Below are 20,510 nucleotides of genomic sequence, written 5' to 3'. Positions count from 1 at the left end.
TCAATCGTAAATCGTAAATCGTAAAATCGTAAATAGATATGGATTATTCCCAATTCCTCCTGCTCAAAGAAGAGCTTTCGCTGATATTGGTCATCGTCATCCTTTTTGTCGCCGACCTCTTCATGAGTCCGGATGCACACAAGAATGACGGCAAACCGGTGCTGAACACAATGCTGCCAGTTGTTCTGCTGACCATACATACACTTATCACCATCGTCCCCGGTCCTGTGGCCGATGCCTTTGGCGGCATGTATCACAACCAGCCGATACAGAGCATCGTGAAATCCATTCTCAGTATAGGTACACTGATTGTATTCCTGATGGCCCACGAATGGATGCGCCGTCCGGACACTGCCATCAAACAAGGTGAGTTCTACATTCTGACACTTTCCACCCTGCTGGGTATGTACTTCATGATTTCCGCCGGACACTTCCTGATGTTCTTCATCGGACTGGAGACGGCAAGCATCCCGATGGCAGCCCTGGTTGCCTTCGACAAATACCGCCACCACTCTGCCGAGGCAGGTGCCAAATATATTCTCACGGCACTGTTCTCCAGCGGATTGCTGCTATACGGATTATCTTTGATTTACGGTACGGTAGGCACTCTCTACTTTGCCGACATACCGGCACGCCTCACCGGCGACCCGTTGCAGATTATGGCATTCGTATTCTTCTTCTCCGGCATGGGATTCAAAATATCACTGGTGCCTTTCCATCTTTGGACAGCAGACGTTTACGAAGGTGCTCCAAGCACGGTGACAGCCTATCTGAGTGTCATCTCTAAAGGCTCTGCCGCTTTCGTGCTGATGGCTATTCTCATCAAGGTATTCGCTCCAATGGTGGAACAATGGCAGGAAGTGCTGTACTGGGTTATCATCGCCTCCATCACAATTGCCAACCTCTTCGCCCTACGCCAGCAGAACCTGAAGCGGTTGATGGCTTTCTCCAGTATCTCGCAAGCAGGTTACATCATGCTGGGTGTCATCAGCGGAAGCGCACAAGGTATGACGTCGCTGGTATACTACGTGCTGATATATATGTTTGCCAATCTTGCCGTATTTACCGTTATCACGATTGTGGCACTGCGGGCAGGCAAGTTCACACTTGAAGACTATAACGGGCTGTATACCACTAATCCGAAGTTGGCGTTCCTGATGACACTGGCACTGTTCTCTCTGGCAGGCATCCCGCCGTTTGCGGGCTTCTTCTCGAAGTTCTTCATCTTCGCGGCAGCTTTCGAAGGCGGCTTCCATCTGCTGGTATTCATTGCCCTTATCAATACAATCATCTCGCTTTATTACTATCTGAAGATTGTAAAGGCAATGTACATCAACAAGAGCGACGAGCCGATTGCAGCATTCCGCAGTGACAACTATACACGTGCCAGCCTGGCCATTTGCACGCTGGGTATTGTGGTACTGAGTATTGCAAGTGTGGTATATCAATCCATCGACAAGTTCTCATTCGGATTATAACCGGAGGGTATCATCACTTACCACAAATTACGCAGATTGGCACAAATCATCTTTAGAAGTTCTGATAATCAAGAGCTTTGAGTTGTGTTAATCTGCATAATTTGTGGTGAGTGTGTATTTTAGCACATTTCCATACTATACAATCGGCAGCACAAACCAAAAGCATGAGCCTTTCCCCGGTTCACTGTCCACACCGATTGTGCCACCCAACTGCTCTATAATGCTCTTGCTGATAGAAAGCCCCAGGCCGGTGCCATGCACAAACGTATTCAGCTTTATAAAACGGTCGAATATCTGAGCCTGCATTTCCGGCTCAATGCCAAGGCCCGTATCGGCCACATAAAAACGCAAATGAGTTTCATCCACCTTATTATATCCTACACGTATACTTCCCGCAGTGGTGAACTTGATGGCATTGTTGACAAAGTTGGCTATGACCTGATTCAAACGGTTACGGTCACTGACAATCCGGCATTCCGGCAGATGACGGTCGAAGAGAACTTCCACACCCGGTTTAGCCTTCATCTTCATGAAGCGCACGATGTCCTCACACAGCATGTTCACGTCCAGCTCTTTTTCCACAAAGTCAAATGTCCCGGCCTCTATCTTGGACAAATCCAGTATGTCGGAAATCAGCTGCAACAGCAGGTCATTGTTTTCTTCAATAATCGCCATATACTGCCTTTTTTCCTCCATGTCCCCGGTCTCTCCCATCAGACTGGAGAAACCGACAATCGCATTCAGGGGCGTACGTATCTCATGGCTCATATTGGCAAGGAAGGCACTCTTCAGACGGTCGGCGGTTTCTGCCTTCTCCTTGGCTTCAATCAGCATAGCCTCCGTCTCCTTCAATTCCGTAATGTCATAGTTGACGCCTATCAGCTCTATTTGTCCGTTCTCCGGTTCAAACAGATTGACAACCACATTGGTACGTACCCAGTTCCATTTTCCCTTTTCGCCCGGACGCTCAATGCGCATCTCTCCCTGGAAATGTTTGGCTTCGCCCACACGGGCCTTACTGAAGAAATCAAGCATCCTCCTGCGGTCACTGGGGTACATCTTGCTGTATATTCCCACGACATCCGCCAATTGGGTATTCTCGTCCTCTCCCATATTCTTATACCATTGCTTGATGGCATAGCCTTTCCGGTCGAGCAGGTTCAGCTTGGCATAACCTACCTTCGCATAATCCGATATAAGCAGGAAGAAATTCTCGAAATCACAGATACGGCTCATGGCATCAATCCGTTCCGTATTGTCGATGTTAATCATGGCATAGCCGGTAAAGTTACCTTTACTGTCATACACCTTGCTCACTTTCGTATAAAGATGTATCACATCCTTCGGCTGTTTGGAAGTGGAGTAATACCCTTCAGTCCGGTCGAAAGCATAATTCAGGCGAAAGTCGACCATATCCTCAGTCTGTATACGTTCTGCCAATTGGGCGGACACATTCGGGTTCTCGAATAAGTTCACTCCAATGACATCCTGTTTGTCACGGACCCCGAATATCTCCATATCCTTATTGTTGATGTCTACCAGGAATCCGTCTTTGTCATAGATTTCCACCCCGGCCGGTATATTGGCAAAGATATTCTTGAACAGTTTTTCGCTATGGTCCAAAGCCAGATGAGTCTGTACCGAGTCTGTCGTATCGAGGAATAACGCCACCACTTCATTCTTTTCCGGAGAGTATATCACCACGTGGCAGTGCTTGTTGGTAAGCTCAAAACACATGTCCATTTCCTTATGTGTCCCGGTGTTCACTATCTCAAGCAGATATTCCAGTCTGGGGGCCGCCTCCCTTGAAAAGGACGAGGCTGTCTTGCCGATAAACGTCGACGCAGGTTTTCCCAGAAAATCGGCAAAGATAGAATTCGCATCTGTCACATAATACCCGTAGGGGTTGTCCTTTTCATCACAGACAATGGACATCCGCACATACCCCAAAGGCATATAGCGGAACAAGTTGCTGAGGAAAGTACGTTCGCGCACAGCCTCATCCTTCGTTTTGCGCAACTCTATGCAAATGCTGATGACATTTGCCAACGAACTAAACCATTGGTAATCCTCGTTAGTCCACATTCGGGTACGGTCCACCAAATCAATGCCCATATATCCCCACACCTGGTCATTGGCAACCAGCGGAGTTACCATCAAGGACTTTATATTCTGTCTCGCCAGAATTTCATATTCGGCGTAAGCGTGCTCCGGCAGTTGCCCCAGCGTTTCCAGCAGAACGGGCTTTTGTGCCATAATCTGTGACGTCCACCACGGCAGGCTGTCAGCCTGAACTCCTTGAAGCATTTCTTTCTCAGGAGCCACTCCCGGAGCCACCACCTCGTATGTGCAGCTCTGGTACCGGCACTTCTCATCATATTGGAATATATAGACACGTCCGCCGCGAAAGAAATCAAGAATATCTTTCAGTATGTCGTAAATGCCCGCACTTATATCCTCGTCTTTCAGGAAGCGGAATAGGGAATGGGATATTGAGGTCTGCCGATAAAGTAAATCGTTCACTCTTTGCAAAGCCTGCTTCGCAGCCTCCTCCTTCGGCATCTCTACGCGCTGCAACACTCCGAAAGCCTTCAATGTACCATCCGGCAAATGCTCCTTATACCCCACGCGCGAGTAGACCCAGACCACTCCTTCAGTAGAATAGATAGGAAACGTCTGTTCATAGACCTCCATATTCTGAATGGCAAGGAACTCCCGGCTGATACGCGTCCGATAGTCTTCGCGTATCATTTTACCGAAATCCTCAAAGCTCAGGTATTCCCCTTCCAAGCCTAACAACTTACAGACATATTCGGAGCAGAGATACTGCCTTGAAGAAAAATCAGCCTCCCACCAACCTATCCGGCCAAGAATGGAAAGGCGCCGGAAACGTTCACTATCGTCACGATGAACAGCCATATATTTATCAATATTGGTTTGAGATACAAAAATAGCCATAAAACTCTAATAAGCAACCATTAGAAACCTTTTTCGTCCCAAGCAGCCTATATATAAGGATAACAAACAATCCGGAAGAATGTGCGGTAACCAAATCGTAATAGATTTGAAAATGAAACGTATGCTCCATGTATCACCGGTGTAATGTCATTGCCTCATCTTTGCAGCGGATTAAAAAACGTACAAAGAAAAGAGATGAGCATGAAATTAGACTTGGGAAAGATTTTCTTCCTTATTTTATTCCTCACACTTTCCGTCATGGCTGCCACGGCGGGAACCGTCAAAGGGACAATCACCGACCGACAAACCAAAGAGCCGCTGACGGGAGCCACCGTGCAAGTAAGCGGAACAGCACAAGGCGCCGTCGCCGATTTGGATGGTAACTATACACTGGAGCTGAAGAACGGGACCTATACCCTCACCGTCCGTTACATCGGCTACAAAGACATGACGATGAACGCCGTAGAGATAAAGGGTGAAACCGTGCTGAACTTCGACATGGAGCCGGACACGCAAACCTTGGGCGAAGTGCAGGTCACCGCCAAGAAGAACCTCGAAGGCGAACGTGCCTTGCAAATGGAACGGCAAAAAGCGACCCTCGCCATCGAGAACCTCGGTTCCAAAGAGATGTCCCTCAAAGGCATCGGCAATGTGGAAGAAGGAGTAAAGAAAATAACGGGTATCTCCATCGCCAGCGCCGGACAACTTATCGTCCGCGGACTGGGCGACCGCTACAGCACCACCACGCTGAACGGACTGCCCATCGCCTCGCCCAACCCGGACAACAAGCTGGTGCCGCTCGACCTGTTCCCCTCGTCCACCGTACAGAACATCACCGTCAGCAAGGTGTATGACGCAGCCGCCTTTGCCGACTACAGCGGTGCGCACATCAACATCAGCACCAAAGAAAACATACCGGAAGATTTCTTCCAACTGAGCCTCAACACGGGCGGGAAGTTCAACACCTTAGGCAAAGACCGCTATCAGATGGACCGCAGCGGTTCGCTCTTGAAGACACCCGGCGTAGACGCGGCCGCCCTCGACATGCCCTTGATGGAGTTTGACAAATACGTGAAGACCCACAATATCTTCGATACCTCCTTTGCCGCCAGCAAGAAGAGCTCGTTGCCCGAACTGGGTGGAAACCTCGGTTTCGGCAAGAACTTCGGTATAAGCAACCAGACACTCAGCCTGCTTGCCTCCTTCAGCGCCAGCAACGGCTACCAAAACATGGAAGATGCCTTCTACAAGACACTCGAAGCCACTGGCACCGTGCAGGACGACTTCTCCTACGACAGCTTTGCGCAGGAACTGAAGCTCGCCGCCCTCGGCTACCTGGGCTACACCTTGCGCCGGAGCGACCGCATAGGCTACACTTTCTTCTACGCCCGCAATGCCATCGACACCTACCAACGCCGCGAAGGTACTGATGCCGAAGGACACGAGCTGACCGGCAGCAACAACATCATGCACATATACACCCTGCAAAACCATCAACTGAACGGAATCCATAACTTCGGCGAGGGCGACAGGTGGCAACTGACCTGGGGAGGCTCGTACAGCAAGACCGGCAGCGAAGAGCCCGACCGACGGCAAGTGATGTACGTCAAAGACAACGACGGCAGTCTCAGGCTCTTCAAACTGAACCGCCAAGAGACCATGCGCTACTTCGGCAGCCTGGACGAAGAAGAGTGGAATGCCAACCTCGCCATGCGCTGGAAGTGGAACGACACCAGCCACCTCAAGCTCGGCTTCAACTACAAGGACAAGAACCGCGACTACAACGCTACCCGCTTCTACTACAACCTGAACAAACTGAACCCCGTCATCACCGACATCTACAACACCGACGGCTTCCTCAACCAGCAGAACATTGCCGACGGACAAATCGTGGTACAGCGTGTGATGCAGCCCAAAGACAGCTACCGCGCCGGAAACGAAATCTACTCCGCCTACCTGCTGACCGACTTCTATCCCACCGAAGCCCTCTTGGTGAACCTCGGCCTGCGCTACGAAATGAGCAAGCAATGGGTGCGCTACGCCAGCGACGGCGGCGACTGGTACTCCCGTCGGCGCAATTTAGACAAGAACGACCTCTTCCCCGCCCTGAACCTGAAATATGCGGTGAACCCCACCAACAGCATCCGCTTCTCTGCCTCGCGCACCGTCACCCGTCCCTCGTTCATCGAGATGGCCCCCTTCCTCTATCAAGAGTCCTACGGTTCGGCACAAATCCGCGGTAACGAAGAGTTGCAGAACGGTTACAACTACAACTTCGACCTGCGTTACGAACGCTTCGGCAAGGACGGCGACATGCTCTCCGTGACCGGCTACTTCAAATACCTCGACAGCCCCATCGAACGCATCCAAGACCTGCAAGGCGGCGCCACGCTGCACAGCTTCAAGAATGCCGACAACGGCATGGCTGCCGGCGTGGAGCTGGAGATGCGCAAACGGCTCGTCAAAGACCTGCGCCTAGGCGCCAACATCAGTTACATGTACACCAACGTGAAGCTGCCCCAAGGCGGTGCCTACACCAACAAGGAACGTTCGCTGCAAGGCGCATCGCCCATCCTTGCCAATGCCGACCTCACCTACTCGCCACGCTTCGGCGAAGACAGGCAGCTCAACCTCGCCCTGCTCTACAACCTGCAAGGCAGCCGCATCCATGCGGTAGGCGTGTCGGGTCTGGGCGATGTCAGGCAACAGACGCTGCACACGTTGAACTTCAGCGCCGGATATAGCCTGAACAAGCACTTCAACCTGAAGCTGCAAGTGAACGACCTGCTGAACCGCGATGTCATCTTCAAGCAAGATGTGCCCACCACGGGGCAGGAAATGGAAGTGGAACGCTACCACAAGGGAACGAACTTTGAGGTGGGAATAAGCTACAACCTATAAAGCCCCCGCCCTCCCCCTGAAGGGAACGGAGAACACTCTTTGACAAACAAGCAGATTTAAGAGAATCAATCTGAATGACAGACAGATAAATTGGATATAACAACTAAAACAATTGAATTATGAAAACAATGAAATGGAAATTCTACTCTCTGGCCTTTGTAGCCGGAATGTCTATCCTCACCGCTTGCAGCAGCGACGACAACAACGACAATGACGGTAACGGCGGCAACGGAAACGGCAATGAAATCGAAAACGGTACGATATTGAAAGGTACCATCACCTCCGACGTGACCCTGGCTGCCGGAAACACCTACAAGCTGAGCGGCGAATACATCGTAGAAGAAGGTGCCACGCTCCACATAGAGGAAGGCGTGAAGATTATCGCCGTCTACGATGACATCGCAGACTACATCCTCGTGAAGCAGGGCGGTAAAATCAACGCCGTAGGCACGCCGGACAAACCCATCGTAATGACCAGCGAAAAAGAAGAGCCGGGCGCATGGGGAGGCATCCACATCTGCGGACGCGCCCACACCAATGCCGAAGGCGGCAAGGGAAGTTCTGAAATAGGCGGTGCCGTTTACGGCGGCAACGATGATGCCGACAACTCGGGCACGCTGCAATACATTCGTCTGGAATACACCGGCTTTGCCTTCGATGAAGAGCACGAAGCCAACGGTATCTCTTTCTACGGCGTAGGCAACGGTACCATCGTGGACCACTGCCAAGCCTACAAAGGTTCCGATGACGGCTTTGAGTTCTTCGGCGGCTCGGTAAACGTGAGCAACCTCGTAGCCGTAAGCTGTAGCGACGACTCCTTCGACTGGACCGAAGGCTGGAACGGCAAAGGCACCAACCTCGTGGCTTACCAAGAAGCCGAATCCACACTGGGCTACGACTGCGACTGCCTGATGGAGTGCGACAACAACGGCAGCAACAACGCCGCCACTCCCGTTGCCCACCCCGTATTGAAGAACCTCATCCTCGTCGGCAACGGCGGCAGCAAGCAAGGCATCCGTCTGCGTGCCGGCACGGAAGTGGAAATAGACAACGCCAAGGTCTGCGGCAAAGGCCAACCCCTAACCGTGGAAACCGCCCTTACCGAAAACGCCCTGAAGAACGGCACTTCCAAGCTGACCAACATCACCCTCACCTCCGAGCTGAGCTGCAAAGAAGGCATCTACACCCATGCCGACTTTATCGCCGTGACAAGCAACAAGGTGGACGCCAACCTGAGCTATAGTTCTTTCGAGGACATCAAGAAAGAATGCAGCTGGATGAACGGAAGCTGGGTGAAGTAAAAAAAAAGAAGCACTCACAAGACTATAAAGAAACACACAACTTCTTCAACAGCGTACCCCTCGAATGCCTTCCGGCTTCAAGGGGTACGCGCTGTTTCAAGAAAGAAACTAAAAGTACCGTTTACTTCTTCTTCAGCTCCTTCTTCAATTCCTGAACCTGAAAGCTGAACAAGTCCAGATGACGGCAAACGCGCTGCATGAAACTGCCTGCCGCCCTGAAGCAGATACGCGAGATACGGACTTTGTCTGCCGTGCACTCCTCTATCCGCTCCACCGGTTCACTGGTGATGGCAGGATAGAAATTTCCAAGCCCCTTGATGTTCACCGTGCGCCCGCTCGCCAGATAGTCCGCTATAATATCCGGCAGTTGCACCAGCACGGACTGGGCATCGCCCACCTGCAGGGAGCTGACAAAAGCCAGCCTCTTGGCCAGTTCGTCATTGCTCACCGGTTCCGGCTGAAGCACTTTTGACGCGGCGTAGTAGCGCACCACTTCCTTGTCTCCACTCTTGTCCACCTTCTTGCGGACCACATAATTCATTGACATACCAATCTTTCTTTATAATTAGGTTCGTAAAAAACGAAAGATATTCCCGCCCGACGCGAGGCACACCTACAACTTGCATACACAAAGCCTATACCTTACGGTAAAGACTCCGTGACCGAATACCTTTCACTATATGACAGAATACCTAAAACACCCGGATGTATTGCCCCAAAACATGGGGATGTTTTCACCCAAAACACCCGGATGTAATACCCCAAAACATGGGGATGTTTTGGGAGAAAAGATGGGGATGTTCTGACCTTTCAGTATAGGGTTCAAAGGTAATGACTCCCTATGAGAAATACAATAGATATAGGCCTTTTTGATGATCGGAATCAAGCTCCTTTTTCTTCGGAAGCAGCAGGCAGTACCCGCTGGAAATCTCTGCCGGACGGAGACTGGAATACCTGCAAATCAAATTCGGGAATGATGGCCAGTACGTGGTCGAAGACATCGGCTTGTACTCCTTCATACGGCACCCAGTCTTTGAGGGCACAGAAGAAATAAAGCTCTATCGGGATACCGTGGTCGGTAGGCTGGAGTTGGCGCACCATGCAGGTCAGTTCCTGGTTTACGTCGGGAAGACTTTTCAAATAAGCCGTCAGATACGCCCGGAACACACCAAGATTGGTCTGGCGGCGTCCGTTGACGAGGATGGAGTTATCGATGCCGTTTTCTGCATTGTACTTTTCAATCACTTCCTCCGTCTGCTCCACATAATCTTTCAGTAGCTGTATCTTGCGATATTTTGCCAGCATCTCCGGGGTGCAGAAACGGACGCTGGTCATGTCGATATTGATACTGCGCTTCACTCGCCGCCCACCGCTCTCGCGCATGCCGCGCCAGTTCTGGAAGGAGTCGCTGACAAGCAGGTAAGGAGGGATGGTGGTAATGGTATTGTCCCAGTTGCGCACCTTTACGGTGTTCAACGTTACCTCTATCACCGTACCGTTGGCACCGTACTTGGGCATCTCAATCCAGTCGCCCACCTTCAGCATGTCGTTGGCCGAAAGCTGCACACCGGAGACAAAGCCCATAATGGAATCCTTGAATACCAGCATCAGGATGGCTGCCGAAGCACCCAATCCGGCAAGCAGCGAAAGCGGGTCGCGGCCTATCAGTTCGCCCACGACCACAATGCCGCCCACCAGCCATAGGATGACTTGCATGGTTTGCAACATCCCCTTTAAAGGGCGGTCACGAAATTGCTCCTTCTCACTGTATACACTGTAAACAGCCTTCAGGAACGAGTTAACGAAACTCAGGAAAGTAATGATGATGTAAATAAGGCAGATACGCCGGATGAAATCCATTGCCGATGAACCGACTTCGACAAATGCCAATGGAACAAACAGATAGATGATAACGGGAGCCACCATGCGGCTGAGGTGCACCATCACTTTACGGTCGAATACGATGTCGTCCCACGTAGCCTTGGTCTTCTTCACCAGTTGTGCCACTACCTTCAGCAGGATTTTCCGGCATAGGGCATCCGCCAGGAAAGCAACGGCAAGTATCAGTGCGAAGGCAATGAATTGGTCGAGCATATCAGCCCGGGAAGGGGATATGCCCCACCCGATTAAAAGGTCGTCTATCTTCTTCAATATCTCCATAATCGTATGTTTATCATAACGGCAATCTTATCTACGCGACTGTTCCTCCCGCTCGAGGAACTCCATAATGTCTTCTTTCAACCACTGATAAAGATAAAGGTTCTTGTAGCCGCTGTTTTTTTTCAGCATCACGGATACATTGACCTGACTGTTCTCATACCCCGTCAGTTCGTTGCGGAACTGTTCGTTATGCTCTGCCAGGCGCTTTATCTCCTGCTCGCGTTCACGACGCAGCACCGTACATACCGGGATAAGGATTTTCAGCACTACACAATCCATGATATGGTGTCCTTGGATATAAAGATAGGTATTGTCCGGAGTCAGTCCCAAACGTTCCAACTCCGTGCCCAGCTGCTCCACCCGGTCGATGTAGCGGGGGAAACGGGCTTGCAGTTCGGACAGCTTTGCCGACACCGTCTTTTGCATCTCGTCCAGACTACGGTAAGGATGACGCAGGTTTATCTCTTGCAAACGCACGCAGGCGTTGAAGTCGTACATCGGGAAAGTGTGTGTGTCGTGCTGGCGGTAGAACCAGACATTCCACAGAAACAGCGGATAGGCAATCTGAGAATAACGCTTCAGAAAAGCGGGGAAGTCCAGGATATGCCGGTCGTTCAGCGTGGCCTGCACACAGACTTCATGCAGACTGTCGGCAAAGCAGTGGAAGTTCTCGATGGCATAGCCATAAGTCTGGAAGATATAGGGATTCTTGTTTATCTTATGCGACACCTTGGTGGCACCTTGCAGCAGGAAGTCGTAGTCGCTGTCTACACAAGCTATCAGGCTGCGGCCCAGCTCCGATGTGTTCAACGTATTCATCAGCACCATCTTCTTGCCCTTTGCCAGGGAGGTGGCAGACGGAAGCATCACCTGGAAATAACGCTCCTCATTCTCGAACTCGGACAGCAGCGTCCGCCAGAAAGCGATGTCGTCATAGCTCTCCACATACGCCACTATGCGCCTGCGTGCTCTCTTGGGAGACAACTTGCGGGCGGCATCCAGATAGGCGGAAGTAAGGTTATGTTTTAAAGAAGTGGACACTTGGGTAGGGATTAAGGATTAGGGATTAGGGAGGAGATTTCGCTGACTTCGGTGACGGCATCCAGCCAGCCTTCCATGATGACGGCGGGCGAATGGGTGGTGAGGATAAGCTGCACATTGGGATTCAGGCTGCGTATCATGCCGATGAGCTTCTGCTGCCATTCGATGTGCAGGGAGGCTTCCGGCTCGTCCATGAAGAGTACGCAGTGGTCATCGTCACGCACCAGCACGGTCAGCAGGATGACCAGCATCTGCTTCTCGCCCGAAGACAGTTTGTAGGGCAGCAGGCGCTCGCCGTTCTGATAGAAAACGATGTCGTTGCTTTTGCGGTCTATCGTCTTATGGGTATAGCTGAAAAGCTCGTCAATCATATCCTGGAACTTCCGCTTGGGGAGGGAAAGGGAGGGAGCCAGGCTGCGCTGCTCTTCGTCACCGCTGAGCAGCTCTATCATCTTGTTGCCGATGTTCACCTGGTAGTCCAGATAACGGCGCTGGAGCAGATAGAGCTGCCAGTCCAGTTCCGACTTCACGTTGGCATCGGCCATGCGTGCCGTAAAGTCGCCCATGATAAGGGGGCGGTCGTAGCTGCGGATTACATCATAGGGGATAAAGGTGGCTGCGGGGTTGTCGAAGTAGACGTGTACGCCGTTCTTCTCGTCACTCTTCACTTCACCCGATGTCTGTTCCAGATAGTTGACCGAACGGTTCAGGATAGTGGTCTTCCCCACTCCGTTGATGCCGGAAAGTATATTGACGTCAGGACGCAGGTCCCAGGCAATATCGTACCGATGCCACAATCCGTGTATTTCGATACGCTTGATGTAATTGGCTTGTACTTCCATGGTTTCTTGCTTTTAATTAGAAGCAAATATACACGATAATCTCTTATTTCTACGCCCATGAACCAGAAAAATCATATAATGAAAGATTTTCTCTTTTCAGAAAATAGTTGTTCTTTTGCACCCGCAAAGAACAAAAGAGTATGGACAAGAACATTCAAGGGCATCTGTTCGCCCTTACCGCAAATATCTTATGGGGGCTGATGGCACCTATCGGCAAGTCGGCCTTAGCGGAGTTTTCCGCGTTGTCAGTAACCACATTCCGCATGGTAGGCGCAGCCGCCTGCTTCTGGCTCCTCTCCTTGTTCTGCAAACGCGAGCAGGTGGACCACCGGGACATGCTGAAGATATTCTTCGCCGCACTCTTCGCGCTGGTATTCAATCAGGGTGTCTATATCTTCGGACTCTCCATGACTTCGCCCATAGACGCCTCCATCGTTACAACCACGCTGCCCATCGTCACCATGATAGTGGCTGCAATCTATCTGAAAGAGCCGGTCACCAACAAGAAAGTGCTGGGCATCTTTGTAGGGGCTATGGGCGCATTCATACTCATCATGAGCAGCCAGACCACCGGTGCCGGCAATGGCAGCCTCATCGGAGACCTTCTCTGCCTGCTCGCCCAAATCAGCTTCTCCATTTATCTGACCGTATTCAAGGGGTTGTCGCAAAAATACTCTCCCATCACCCTGAACAAATGGATGTTTGTCTATGCCTCCATGTGCTACATCCCGTTCTCTTACCACGACGTGGCTGCCATACAGTGGAGCGAAATATCTACAGCCGCCCTGCTGCAAGCGGGATATGTGGTTGTGGGAGGAAGCTTCCTTGCCTATATCTTCATAATGAGTGCGCAGAGGCTGTTGCGCCCCACTGTGGTGAGCATGTACAACTACATGCAGCCCATCGTGGCCTCAACCGTTGCCATCATCTTAGGATTGGGAGTGTTCAATTTGGAAAAGGGAATAGCCATAGCCTTGGTATTCCTGGGAGTGTACATCGTGACACAAAGCAAGTCACGCAAGGATTTCGAGAAAGAAGGGAAAGCCGTATAAAACAGCCGTTCCACCGTCACAGTACTCCGGCACGTACCCGGCTCAGAGACTCGGGAGTCATTAACAGATAAGATGCTATGTGGTTGACTGAGGCACGCCGGGCTATCTCCGGATAATCCCTGACGAAGCGCGCATACCGCTCGCGTGAGGTTTCGAAACGCCAAGAGTCTGCTTTATATTGGGAAAGCATTAAAGACCCCTCCAATAAATGGCGAAGCAGACGGGCTATATGCAGATAACGCTCAGAGAGTTCGACCAGTCCTGCATACGAAATGCTCCAGATGACGCCTTCCTCCAAGGATTCCAGCTGAAGGCAATTACGGCGTCCGGTGAAAAGGCTGACGATACACATAGCGCCGTCACCGTCGCAGGCAAAGTTCTCTGTAATGTCCCGGCCTTCTTTGAAATAGAACTGGCGAAGCAGTCCTTTCTCTACAAAAACAATATCCCTGGCTATATCTTTTTCACTAATCAACAGTTCTCCTTTGTGCACCTCACGGCGTACAAACAAACCGGCAATGAGCTCCAGCTCCTCAGAAGGGAGTTCATGAAGGCGGCGGGTAAACCGCCGCGCCACTTCCATGTTGTTTTCCTTAGTCATCGATATAGAGAAAGGGATATGCCCCTATTTCTTCAGTTCTGCAAAATAGGTGTCCAGCAAGTTCTTGGCAGCCACAAAAGAAGTCAAGTTGCCCTGTAGCACTTGTTTTTCCTTGCCAGTCAGCATCGCTTCAATCTGCGGATTGTGGTAGAAGCTGTCGCGCAGCTGTTCGTTAATGGTCTCGTACATCCAGTATTTGCTTTGCTCATTGCGGCGGTATTCAAAATAGCCGTTATCTTTCACAAAGTCAATGTATTTGTAGACCATACCCCACACTTCTTTTACACCAAGATTATAGAAACCGGAATAAGTCAGCACTTGGGGTGTCCAACCGCTCTCCGGAGCCGGGAAGAGGTGCAGCGCATTACGGAACTGCGTTGCTGCCAGTCTGGCCCGCTCCAGATTGTCGCCATCAGCCTTATTAATAACAATGCCATCGGCCATTTCCATGATGCCGCGTTTGATGCCTTGCAACTCATCGCCCGTACCCGCCAGCTGTATCAGCAGGAAGAAGTCTACCATAGAATGTACGGCAGTCTCACTCTGCCCCACCCCTACCGTCTCTACAAATATCTTGTCGAAACCGGCAGCCTCACAAAGCACAATCGTTTCACGCGTCTTGCGTGCCACGCCACCCAGCGAACCGGCAGAGGGACTGGGACGTATAAAGGACTTGGGATGAACGGAGAGCTTCTCCATACGCGTCTTATCACCGAGAATACTGCCTTTGCTGCGTTCACTGCTCGGGTCAATGGCAAGAACGGCCAACTTGCCGCCGTGTTCCTCCAGTACATGCAAGCCAAATACATCAATAGAGGTACTTTTACCGGCACCGGGCACACCACTGATACCCACACGGACGGAGTTGCCCGAATAGGGCAAACACTTCTCTATCACCTCCTGCGCCACAGCCTGGTGCTCCGGTTTCACACTTTCCACCAGTGTTACAGCCTGGCTGAGTACCGTAACATCACCTTTCACTATACCCTCCACATAGTCTGATACGGAAAGCTCGCGTTTCTTCCGCCTGGGACGGTTCTTCAAGTAAGGATTGACCGATGAAGGTTGCTCAATGCCTGCATTGACAACCAAGCCTTTATATGCTTCATTATTTTCGGGATGTTCCATGGCTATTTGTGAGTTATAAGTTATGAGTTATGAAGGACTTTACGACTTCTTATTGTTTTGCTTTAATGTTGATTTCAACTTTCGGCTGCATCGGGTCATTGGTAATCATCAGCAGACGCAGATGACGGCGCTTCTTGCCTATATTCTTCTTCACTACCGTTACCCGCAGGCGGGTGCTTTCACCGGGTTGCAATACACTCTTCTTGAGGTTAACTCCCACTGCCGGGTGGAATACCTGGAGTTTGTTTATCTGTAAAGGAGAACGCCCGGTATTGGTAATGGTAATATCCTGACGTGCTTTTGACTTCTTTGTCAATATCGCACTCATATCAACTTCTTTGGTAGAAAGGCTGATGACAGGAGCATTTGCCTTCTCCACTTCCGTCATTCCGGAGAAATCCGGTAAAAGAATGGCAGAAACGGGAATCTCGTTTTCATCGCCCACCTTGTCACCGGAGAAGCGAGAAAGATAGACCGACGTTTGAGTCAGTCCGAGGCCAGTCAGTCTTTCCGAATTCAATGTAAGTGTAATCACTCCTTTTTCTCCCTTTTGCAGCACGTTAGGTTCTACTTTTGTCTGCAAATAAGGGGGCAGATGCATCAGTACCGGTTCATAAGGACGGTCGGAAAGATTGACCACGCCGATATGAATCACCGGCTGCTCACCATGCTGAATATCGGGGAAGTCGAGGCTGTTCTTGTCAATACGTATCTGACCGATAAGATAGGGATGCGTCTTGGTAAAGTCCTTGATTTCCTGTACTACTTCACCATTGAACTTCAAATAGACCAGATTGGGTTGCGCATTGCTGTAAATAGCCACAGATTTCTGGAAATGTCCCAATGCCTTGGCGTCAAAAGTCACATTTACTGTTCCTTTTGCCCCCGGAGCAATAGGCGTTTTTGTCCACTGGGCCACGGAGCAGGCGCAATCCGGCTCTACTTCTGTAAGCACTAAAGGCTGGTCACCCGTATTGGTGATGGTATATTGCACAGTCACGGGATGCTTCCATTCTATCTGGCCGAAACTGTACATCTCTGTATTCGAGGTAAAACGAGCTTGCGCTACAGCAGTCAATACCACACTTGCAAGCACATATAAAGTTATCAATATCCGCTTCATCTATTTTTCTTAATATCAAGATTTCCTAATTCTGCCACTCTCATTCAATATTAGTCGGACAAAAATAGGTGTTTTGTTCGAGAATGAAAAGTTTTGTTCCAGGATATTCTCAAAGGGCTATAAATTAATCGGTTTCGTTGCCGAGTGCTTTAAAAGAACGGGATTAAAAAACATAAAAAAAGAACGAACTTAAAGAACCGCCTTATGAATGCACAGTTTTTCATCAACGAGATCGGATGCAAATTCAACCTTAGAAAACCCAAGTCCGAAAAGCCGACGAACGTTTATTTTGTAGCACGCGTCAGGAACAAGCAGATAAAACTTTCTACTGGAGTAAGGGTATATCCGGACCAGTGGAACGTCAAGAAACAGGAGGCGTATATCAGTTGCCGGTTGACTGAGCTGGACAACGAGAACAATACCATCGTCAATGAAAAGATTGGCAAACTGAAACTTTATTTTTCGGAATACAAGCAGTACCTTTGCGACCACCCTGAAGAGATAGAACGCAGGGCCATCATTCTACTTAAACAATATATCTATAAGGATACTATGAAGAAAAAAACGGAGAAACCAGCTACCTTCATCATGAAACAGATCGTAGAGGAGAAGGATATCGTGGATAGTTCAAAAAAACAGTACCGATTCAACATCGACAAGTTCAAAAGGTTTCTGGATGAGAACTCCATACCTGATACTTGGGAAAGTATGAACCTGGAAACATTCACCAAGTACCAGCAATTCTTACTTAAAGATAATAAAGAAGGCAAGAAAGCTTCCACTGTGAAGAATATCATAAAAGGTACATTCTTTTCTGTGCTCAGAAAAGCTTCCAAACGTCTTGACATCCCTTTCAAGTGGGAAGAGAGTAATCTTGAAAGCTTTGACCTTGTGAAAGACAAATCCAACAAGGAACTGGCGCGTAATAAAGAGGTAGCACTGACAGAAGAGCAGATTAAACAACTCTATGAGTACCAACCGAGCGGCACCGAGAAGCAAGTCGAAAAGAATACAGAGATAAGAGACTTGTTCGTGCTTCAATGCCTCGTGGGGCAACGCGTCAGTGATATGCATAAGTTTTTCAACGGTGATAACGAAAGGGATGAGGAGAACGGTACAATATCTATCGTCCAGCAGAAGACCGGAGCCAGGGCTATCATTCCTCTAGTTCCGATGGCAGAAGAAATTATAAATAAATATACCGGTACGGAAGTCAAATATTATAAGGAAAAACGAAGAGGATTAAATGATGAGTTAAGAGTCATAGCCCAGGAAGCAGGTCTTAACGAACCTATAACCTATGAGGAGGATGGCGTCAAATATACCAAACCCCTCTATGAACTGCTTCACACCCATTCTGCAAGACATACTTTTTCTACCATAATGTGCCGTAGGGGGGTGCCGAGAGAGGATATAATTATTGCGACGGGGCATGAGAATACCCAGATGCTGGATAAGATATACGCCCACCTAACCTCCAAAGACAAGTCCAGGAAGGTGACGAATGCTTTCAAAAAGAAGCTAGGTGACGGCATTTTCGATATGGGAGTCCAGCCAGAACCGGATGAAAATGAACAGAAGTCAGTTCCGACCGCTCCAGTCAAGCCCAAGCAGAAGGCAGACGTATTCAACCACGTCTTTGCCGGTGACCTGCTGCTGAAACTCTCCAGGCTGAAGAATAAAGGTATAGACATCACAAAACTAGCTGACACTGAGGAAGCCGTGAAAATACTCAAGGACGTCGGCAGGATAGATGAGATAGACAAGGATAAATACAAGGACAATACACGATTGCGTGACAAGGTAGCCAGGATTGCCTCTGTCGTATGGTTCATCGCATTCAAACGGAATGACGCGGTACTGATACAGATGTTCCAGAACAATATCACGGAGCTGGGCCTGAGGAACATCTTTCTCAACGAGGAGATTATGAGGGAGGCCAGGCTCGAATCCCTGATGAACGGCGATGAAAAGGTCCTGAAATTCGTGGAGGTGCTGAATATCAGAAGCATGGAAGAGCTGGAGGAGTATAAGAAGTGGAATAAGGGTAGATAATATAATGGTAAAATATATTTTCATATAATATAAAAAAAATAAAAGTTCCAAGCTGATACATATCAAGGGAAATGCCACTTCCCGAAAGTGCAGACATCGCTTCCCAAGGAGGGTAAATATCATCCGCTGGTGGGTAAACACTATATTTCAGGCGGGTAAACGTTCAAAATGCGGCTCCTTGGAAAATACAACATGATACGACTTTTTGAATTGAATATTAATTGGTTAAGTGACGAAAAACTATCTATCCTTAGAGTGTGTAAAACGCTACCCACCTATACATGATATAAATATAGCGAAAAAGACCGGCTTGTCATGACCTACAGAACACGCATAGTATTATATGACATATAAAATGTTTTACATTATTCCATTCCCCAAGTAGCCATATAACCAACACTTCATCCCAAATCCGTACGGGTAATAATGAATAGGGCGGATGAGTGGCCAATATAGAGTCCAGTTACCGGATTAGTTCCCATACTGATACTGAGATAACCCTTCTACTGATGATGAACTTGTATCCTATACTCATCGCCTCTTTATGACCAGCCCTCGTATTAAGTATTTATCCTTACCGTATCCCTTCAGTTTCATACCTTAATACTCCACAAGGCAAGGGAGATGAACGGGCAATGGATAGACGTGCCTGAAGTAATGTGGAGAGAGGTTTATATTTCCTCCGCCTGTTTTCCGGCACTGTCATAGGTTTGCCCGTCGATTATAGCCGTGAAGTAACCATATCAGCTCTTCAACATTACTCTTTCATTCCATTCATCGGGGTAAGGACTATCTCGCAATATTAATGGGAGACATATATAGCCTGGTTTAAACCGGATCCATTGTAAGGATTATGGGAGTGGTTTATCGGATCCTTGCTTATACTGATACACTTTTAACCATACTTCCTAAAACAATATGTACAGGACAAATGAGAAGTTGAAACAATGTATAAGTACTCCAATTCAGCCAGGGGAAAAAGCAAGGTCCATCATTCATACATTATCCAGACGGTGGGATACAAGAGTTAACTGGAAGCCCATTGTATCATATGATTATTACAATTGATAATAATACTCACTCAGGCGGCGTGAGCCTACAACAAACGAAAGAAAGAAAATTATTATATCCCGAGTGTACTGATGATTACAATTAATCATTTAGTTTGGTTTTATTGCCAAGATTGATTAGTTTTGTTACTGAATCATTAATTTTAAAAAGTTAAATTATGGCTTATGGAGTAGCTCTTCTCTTAATAAAAAAGGAGAATGACAAAGAAATTGAAGTGCGTTATACAGAGGAATTAAGAATGGATTATCAAAAACTTCTCGATTTATATCCATTCCGTGCCGAGTATAATGGTTATATGGATTACTACTTGGATATATCCAAAGAACAATTAACAGACGTATATGAGCAGACAAAATCCTATTATTATGGAAGTAAAAAGGAACGGCTGAAAGAGAGCGAGAAACAGCAAGAGTATTTGAACTCGATTTTGGCACGAACCGATTATAACTTAATTCGTATACATATATTCGAGTTTAACCTTTATTAGTTCCTTAAAATGGTTTTCATATTGCTTTGTGATAAGAACCTCATAAAAAGTAAGTTCTTATGATTGGAAAATCTGGAATATGTCAGTGGAAAAAATGAATGGCGACTGTTTCGATACTTTGATTGGTTACGCGGAAGAGTAATATGGACAAGGCTCACGTTATCGAGAAGTATTTAGATTTTTAACAAAATGTTTTTATACGTAACGAGATATCCTTTCTCGCTGATAATAGGATCTGTTTTTGTATATTCTAATTTAGGGACTGTCGTTAAATTCCGTCATTATGAGTCAATCGGCAGACTGTCCCGGTAA

14 protein-coding genes are annotated in these 20,510 nt (G+C 48.6%); 6 read left to right on the top strand and 8 right to left on the bottom strand.

Translation table 11 applies throughout. The features are described from left to right. Positions 1-38 precede the first annotated feature (38 nt). Positions 39-1,478 (top strand): NADH-quinone oxidoreductase subunit N, encoded by a 1,440-nt coding sequence (locus DWY55_RS05595; RefSeq protein ID WP_005835210.1) that lies wholly within the window; start codon positions 39-41, stop codon positions 1,476-1,478. Between the two features lie 135 nt (positions 1,479-1,613). On the opposite strand, the gene DWY55_RS05590 is transcribed toward DWY55_RS05595, so the two are convergent. Beyond that, positions 1,614-4,397, bottom strand: a complete 2,784-nt coding sequence (locus DWY55_RS05590) for an ATP-binding protein (protein WP_057253183.1) — start codon at positions 4,395-4,397, stop codon at positions 1,614-1,616. 234 nt (positions 4,398-4,631) lie between these two features. Between DWY55_RS05590 and DWY55_RS05585 the strand changes: the two genes are divergently transcribed. Both DWY55_RS05585 and DWY55_RS05580 read left to right on the top strand, forming a co-directional pair. After that, positions 4,632-7,337: a TonB-dependent receptor gene (locus tag DWY55_RS05585; RefSeq protein ID WP_120178037.1), complete on the top strand. Its 2,706-nt coding sequence runs from the start codon at positions 4,632-4,634 to the stop codon at positions 7,335-7,337. A 119-nt stretch (positions 7,338-7,456) separates the two neighbouring features. After that, positions 7,457-8,638, top strand: coding sequence for a hypothetical protein (locus tag DWY55_RS05580; protein ID WP_016274126.1), 1,182 nt, complete (start codon positions 7,457-7,459; stop codon positions 8,636-8,638). Positions 8,639-8,759: 121 nt separating this feature from the next. Here DWY55_RS05580 and DWY55_RS05575 read toward each other — a convergent pair whose 3' ends face one another. From DWY55_RS05575 to DWY55_RS05555, 4 genes are all read right to left on the bottom strand, one after another. Further along, positions 8,760-9,185 (bottom strand): HU family DNA-binding protein, encoded by a 426-nt coding sequence (locus tag DWY55_RS05575; RefSeq protein WP_117749178.1) that lies wholly within the window; start codon positions 9,183-9,185, stop codon positions 8,760-8,762. A 335-nt stretch (positions 9,186-9,520) separates the two neighbouring features. Beyond that, on the bottom strand, positions 9,521-10,798 hold the full coding sequence (locus DWY55_RS05565) for a mechanosensitive ion channel family protein (RefSeq protein WP_165859509.1): 1,278 nt from the start codon (positions 10,796-10,798) through the stop codon (positions 9,521-9,523). A 27-nt stretch (positions 10,799-10,825) separates the two neighbouring features. Continuing rightward, positions 10,826-11,839 (bottom strand): DUF4435 domain-containing protein, encoded by a 1,014-nt coding sequence (locus DWY55_RS05560; protein WP_005823997.1) that lies wholly within the window; start codon positions 11,837-11,839, stop codon positions 10,826-10,828. An 11-nt stretch (positions 11,840-11,850) separates the two neighbouring features. Then, a complete protein-coding gene (locus tag DWY55_RS05555; RefSeq protein WP_005823999.1) occupies positions 11,851-12,681 on the bottom strand; it encodes an AAA family ATPase in 831 nt (276 codons plus the stop codon). 140 nt (positions 12,682-12,821) lie between these two features. On the opposite strand from DWY55_RS05555, the gene DWY55_RS05550 reads away from it, so the two are divergent. After that, positions 12,822-13,733 (top strand): DMT family transporter, encoded by a 912-nt coding sequence (locus DWY55_RS05550; protein WP_005835197.1) that lies wholly within the window; start codon positions 12,822-12,824, stop codon positions 13,731-13,733. 16 nt (positions 13,734-13,749) lie between these two features. On the opposite strand, the gene DWY55_RS05545 is transcribed toward DWY55_RS05550, so the two are convergent. Genes DWY55_RS05545 through DWY55_RS05535 form a run of 3 tightly spaced genes read right to left on the bottom strand, consistent with a single transcriptional unit; the run spans position 13,750 to position 16,585 of the window. Further along, on the bottom strand, positions 13,750-14,334 hold the full coding sequence (locus tag DWY55_RS05545; protein WP_005824006.1) for a Crp/Fnr family transcriptional regulator: 585 nt from the start codon (positions 14,332-14,334) through the stop codon (positions 13,750-13,752). A 24-nt stretch (positions 14,335-14,358) separates the two neighbouring features. Continuing rightward, complete coding sequence (gene meaB / locus DWY55_RS05540; RefSeq protein WP_117877853.1) at positions 14,359-15,462, bottom strand: methylmalonyl Co-A mutase-associated GTPase MeaB; 1,104 nt, start codon at positions 15,460-15,462, stop codon at positions 14,359-14,361. Between the two features lie 49 nt (positions 15,463-15,511). Continuing rightward, the gene (locus tag DWY55_RS05535; protein ID WP_057282150.1) at positions 15,512-16,585 is read right to left on the bottom strand and encodes a DUF1573 domain-containing protein; all 1,074 of its coding nucleotides are present in this window, start codon (positions 16,583-16,585) and stop codon (positions 15,512-15,514) included. A 204-nt stretch (positions 16,586-16,789) separates the two neighbouring features. On the opposite strand from DWY55_RS05535, the gene DWY55_RS05530 reads away from it, so the two are divergent. Both DWY55_RS05530 and DWY55_RS05525 read left to right on the top strand, forming a co-directional pair. Then, positions 16,790-18,640: a tyrosine-type recombinase/integrase gene (locus DWY55_RS05530; protein ID WP_120178035.1), complete on the top strand. Its 1,851-nt coding sequence runs from the start codon at positions 16,790-16,792 to the stop codon at positions 18,638-18,640. A 1,228-nt stretch (positions 18,641-19,868) separates the two neighbouring features. Continuing rightward, entirely contained in the window at positions 19,869-20,198 is a 330-nt protein-coding gene (locus DWY55_RS05525) for a hypothetical protein (protein WP_120178034.1), read from the top strand. The last annotated feature ends 312 nt before the right edge of the window (positions 20,199-20,510 follow it).

Origin of the sequence: Bacteroides sp. AF25-38AC (genome assembly GCF_003602995.1) — a bacterium.
In the GTDB taxonomy this organism is placed as follows: domain Bacteria; phylum Bacteroidota; class Bacteroidia; order Bacteroidales; family Bacteroidaceae; genus Bacteroides; species Bacteroides uniformis.
Note: the sequence above shows the minus strand (reverse complement) of the source record. Positions and strands in the feature narration are given on the sequence as shown.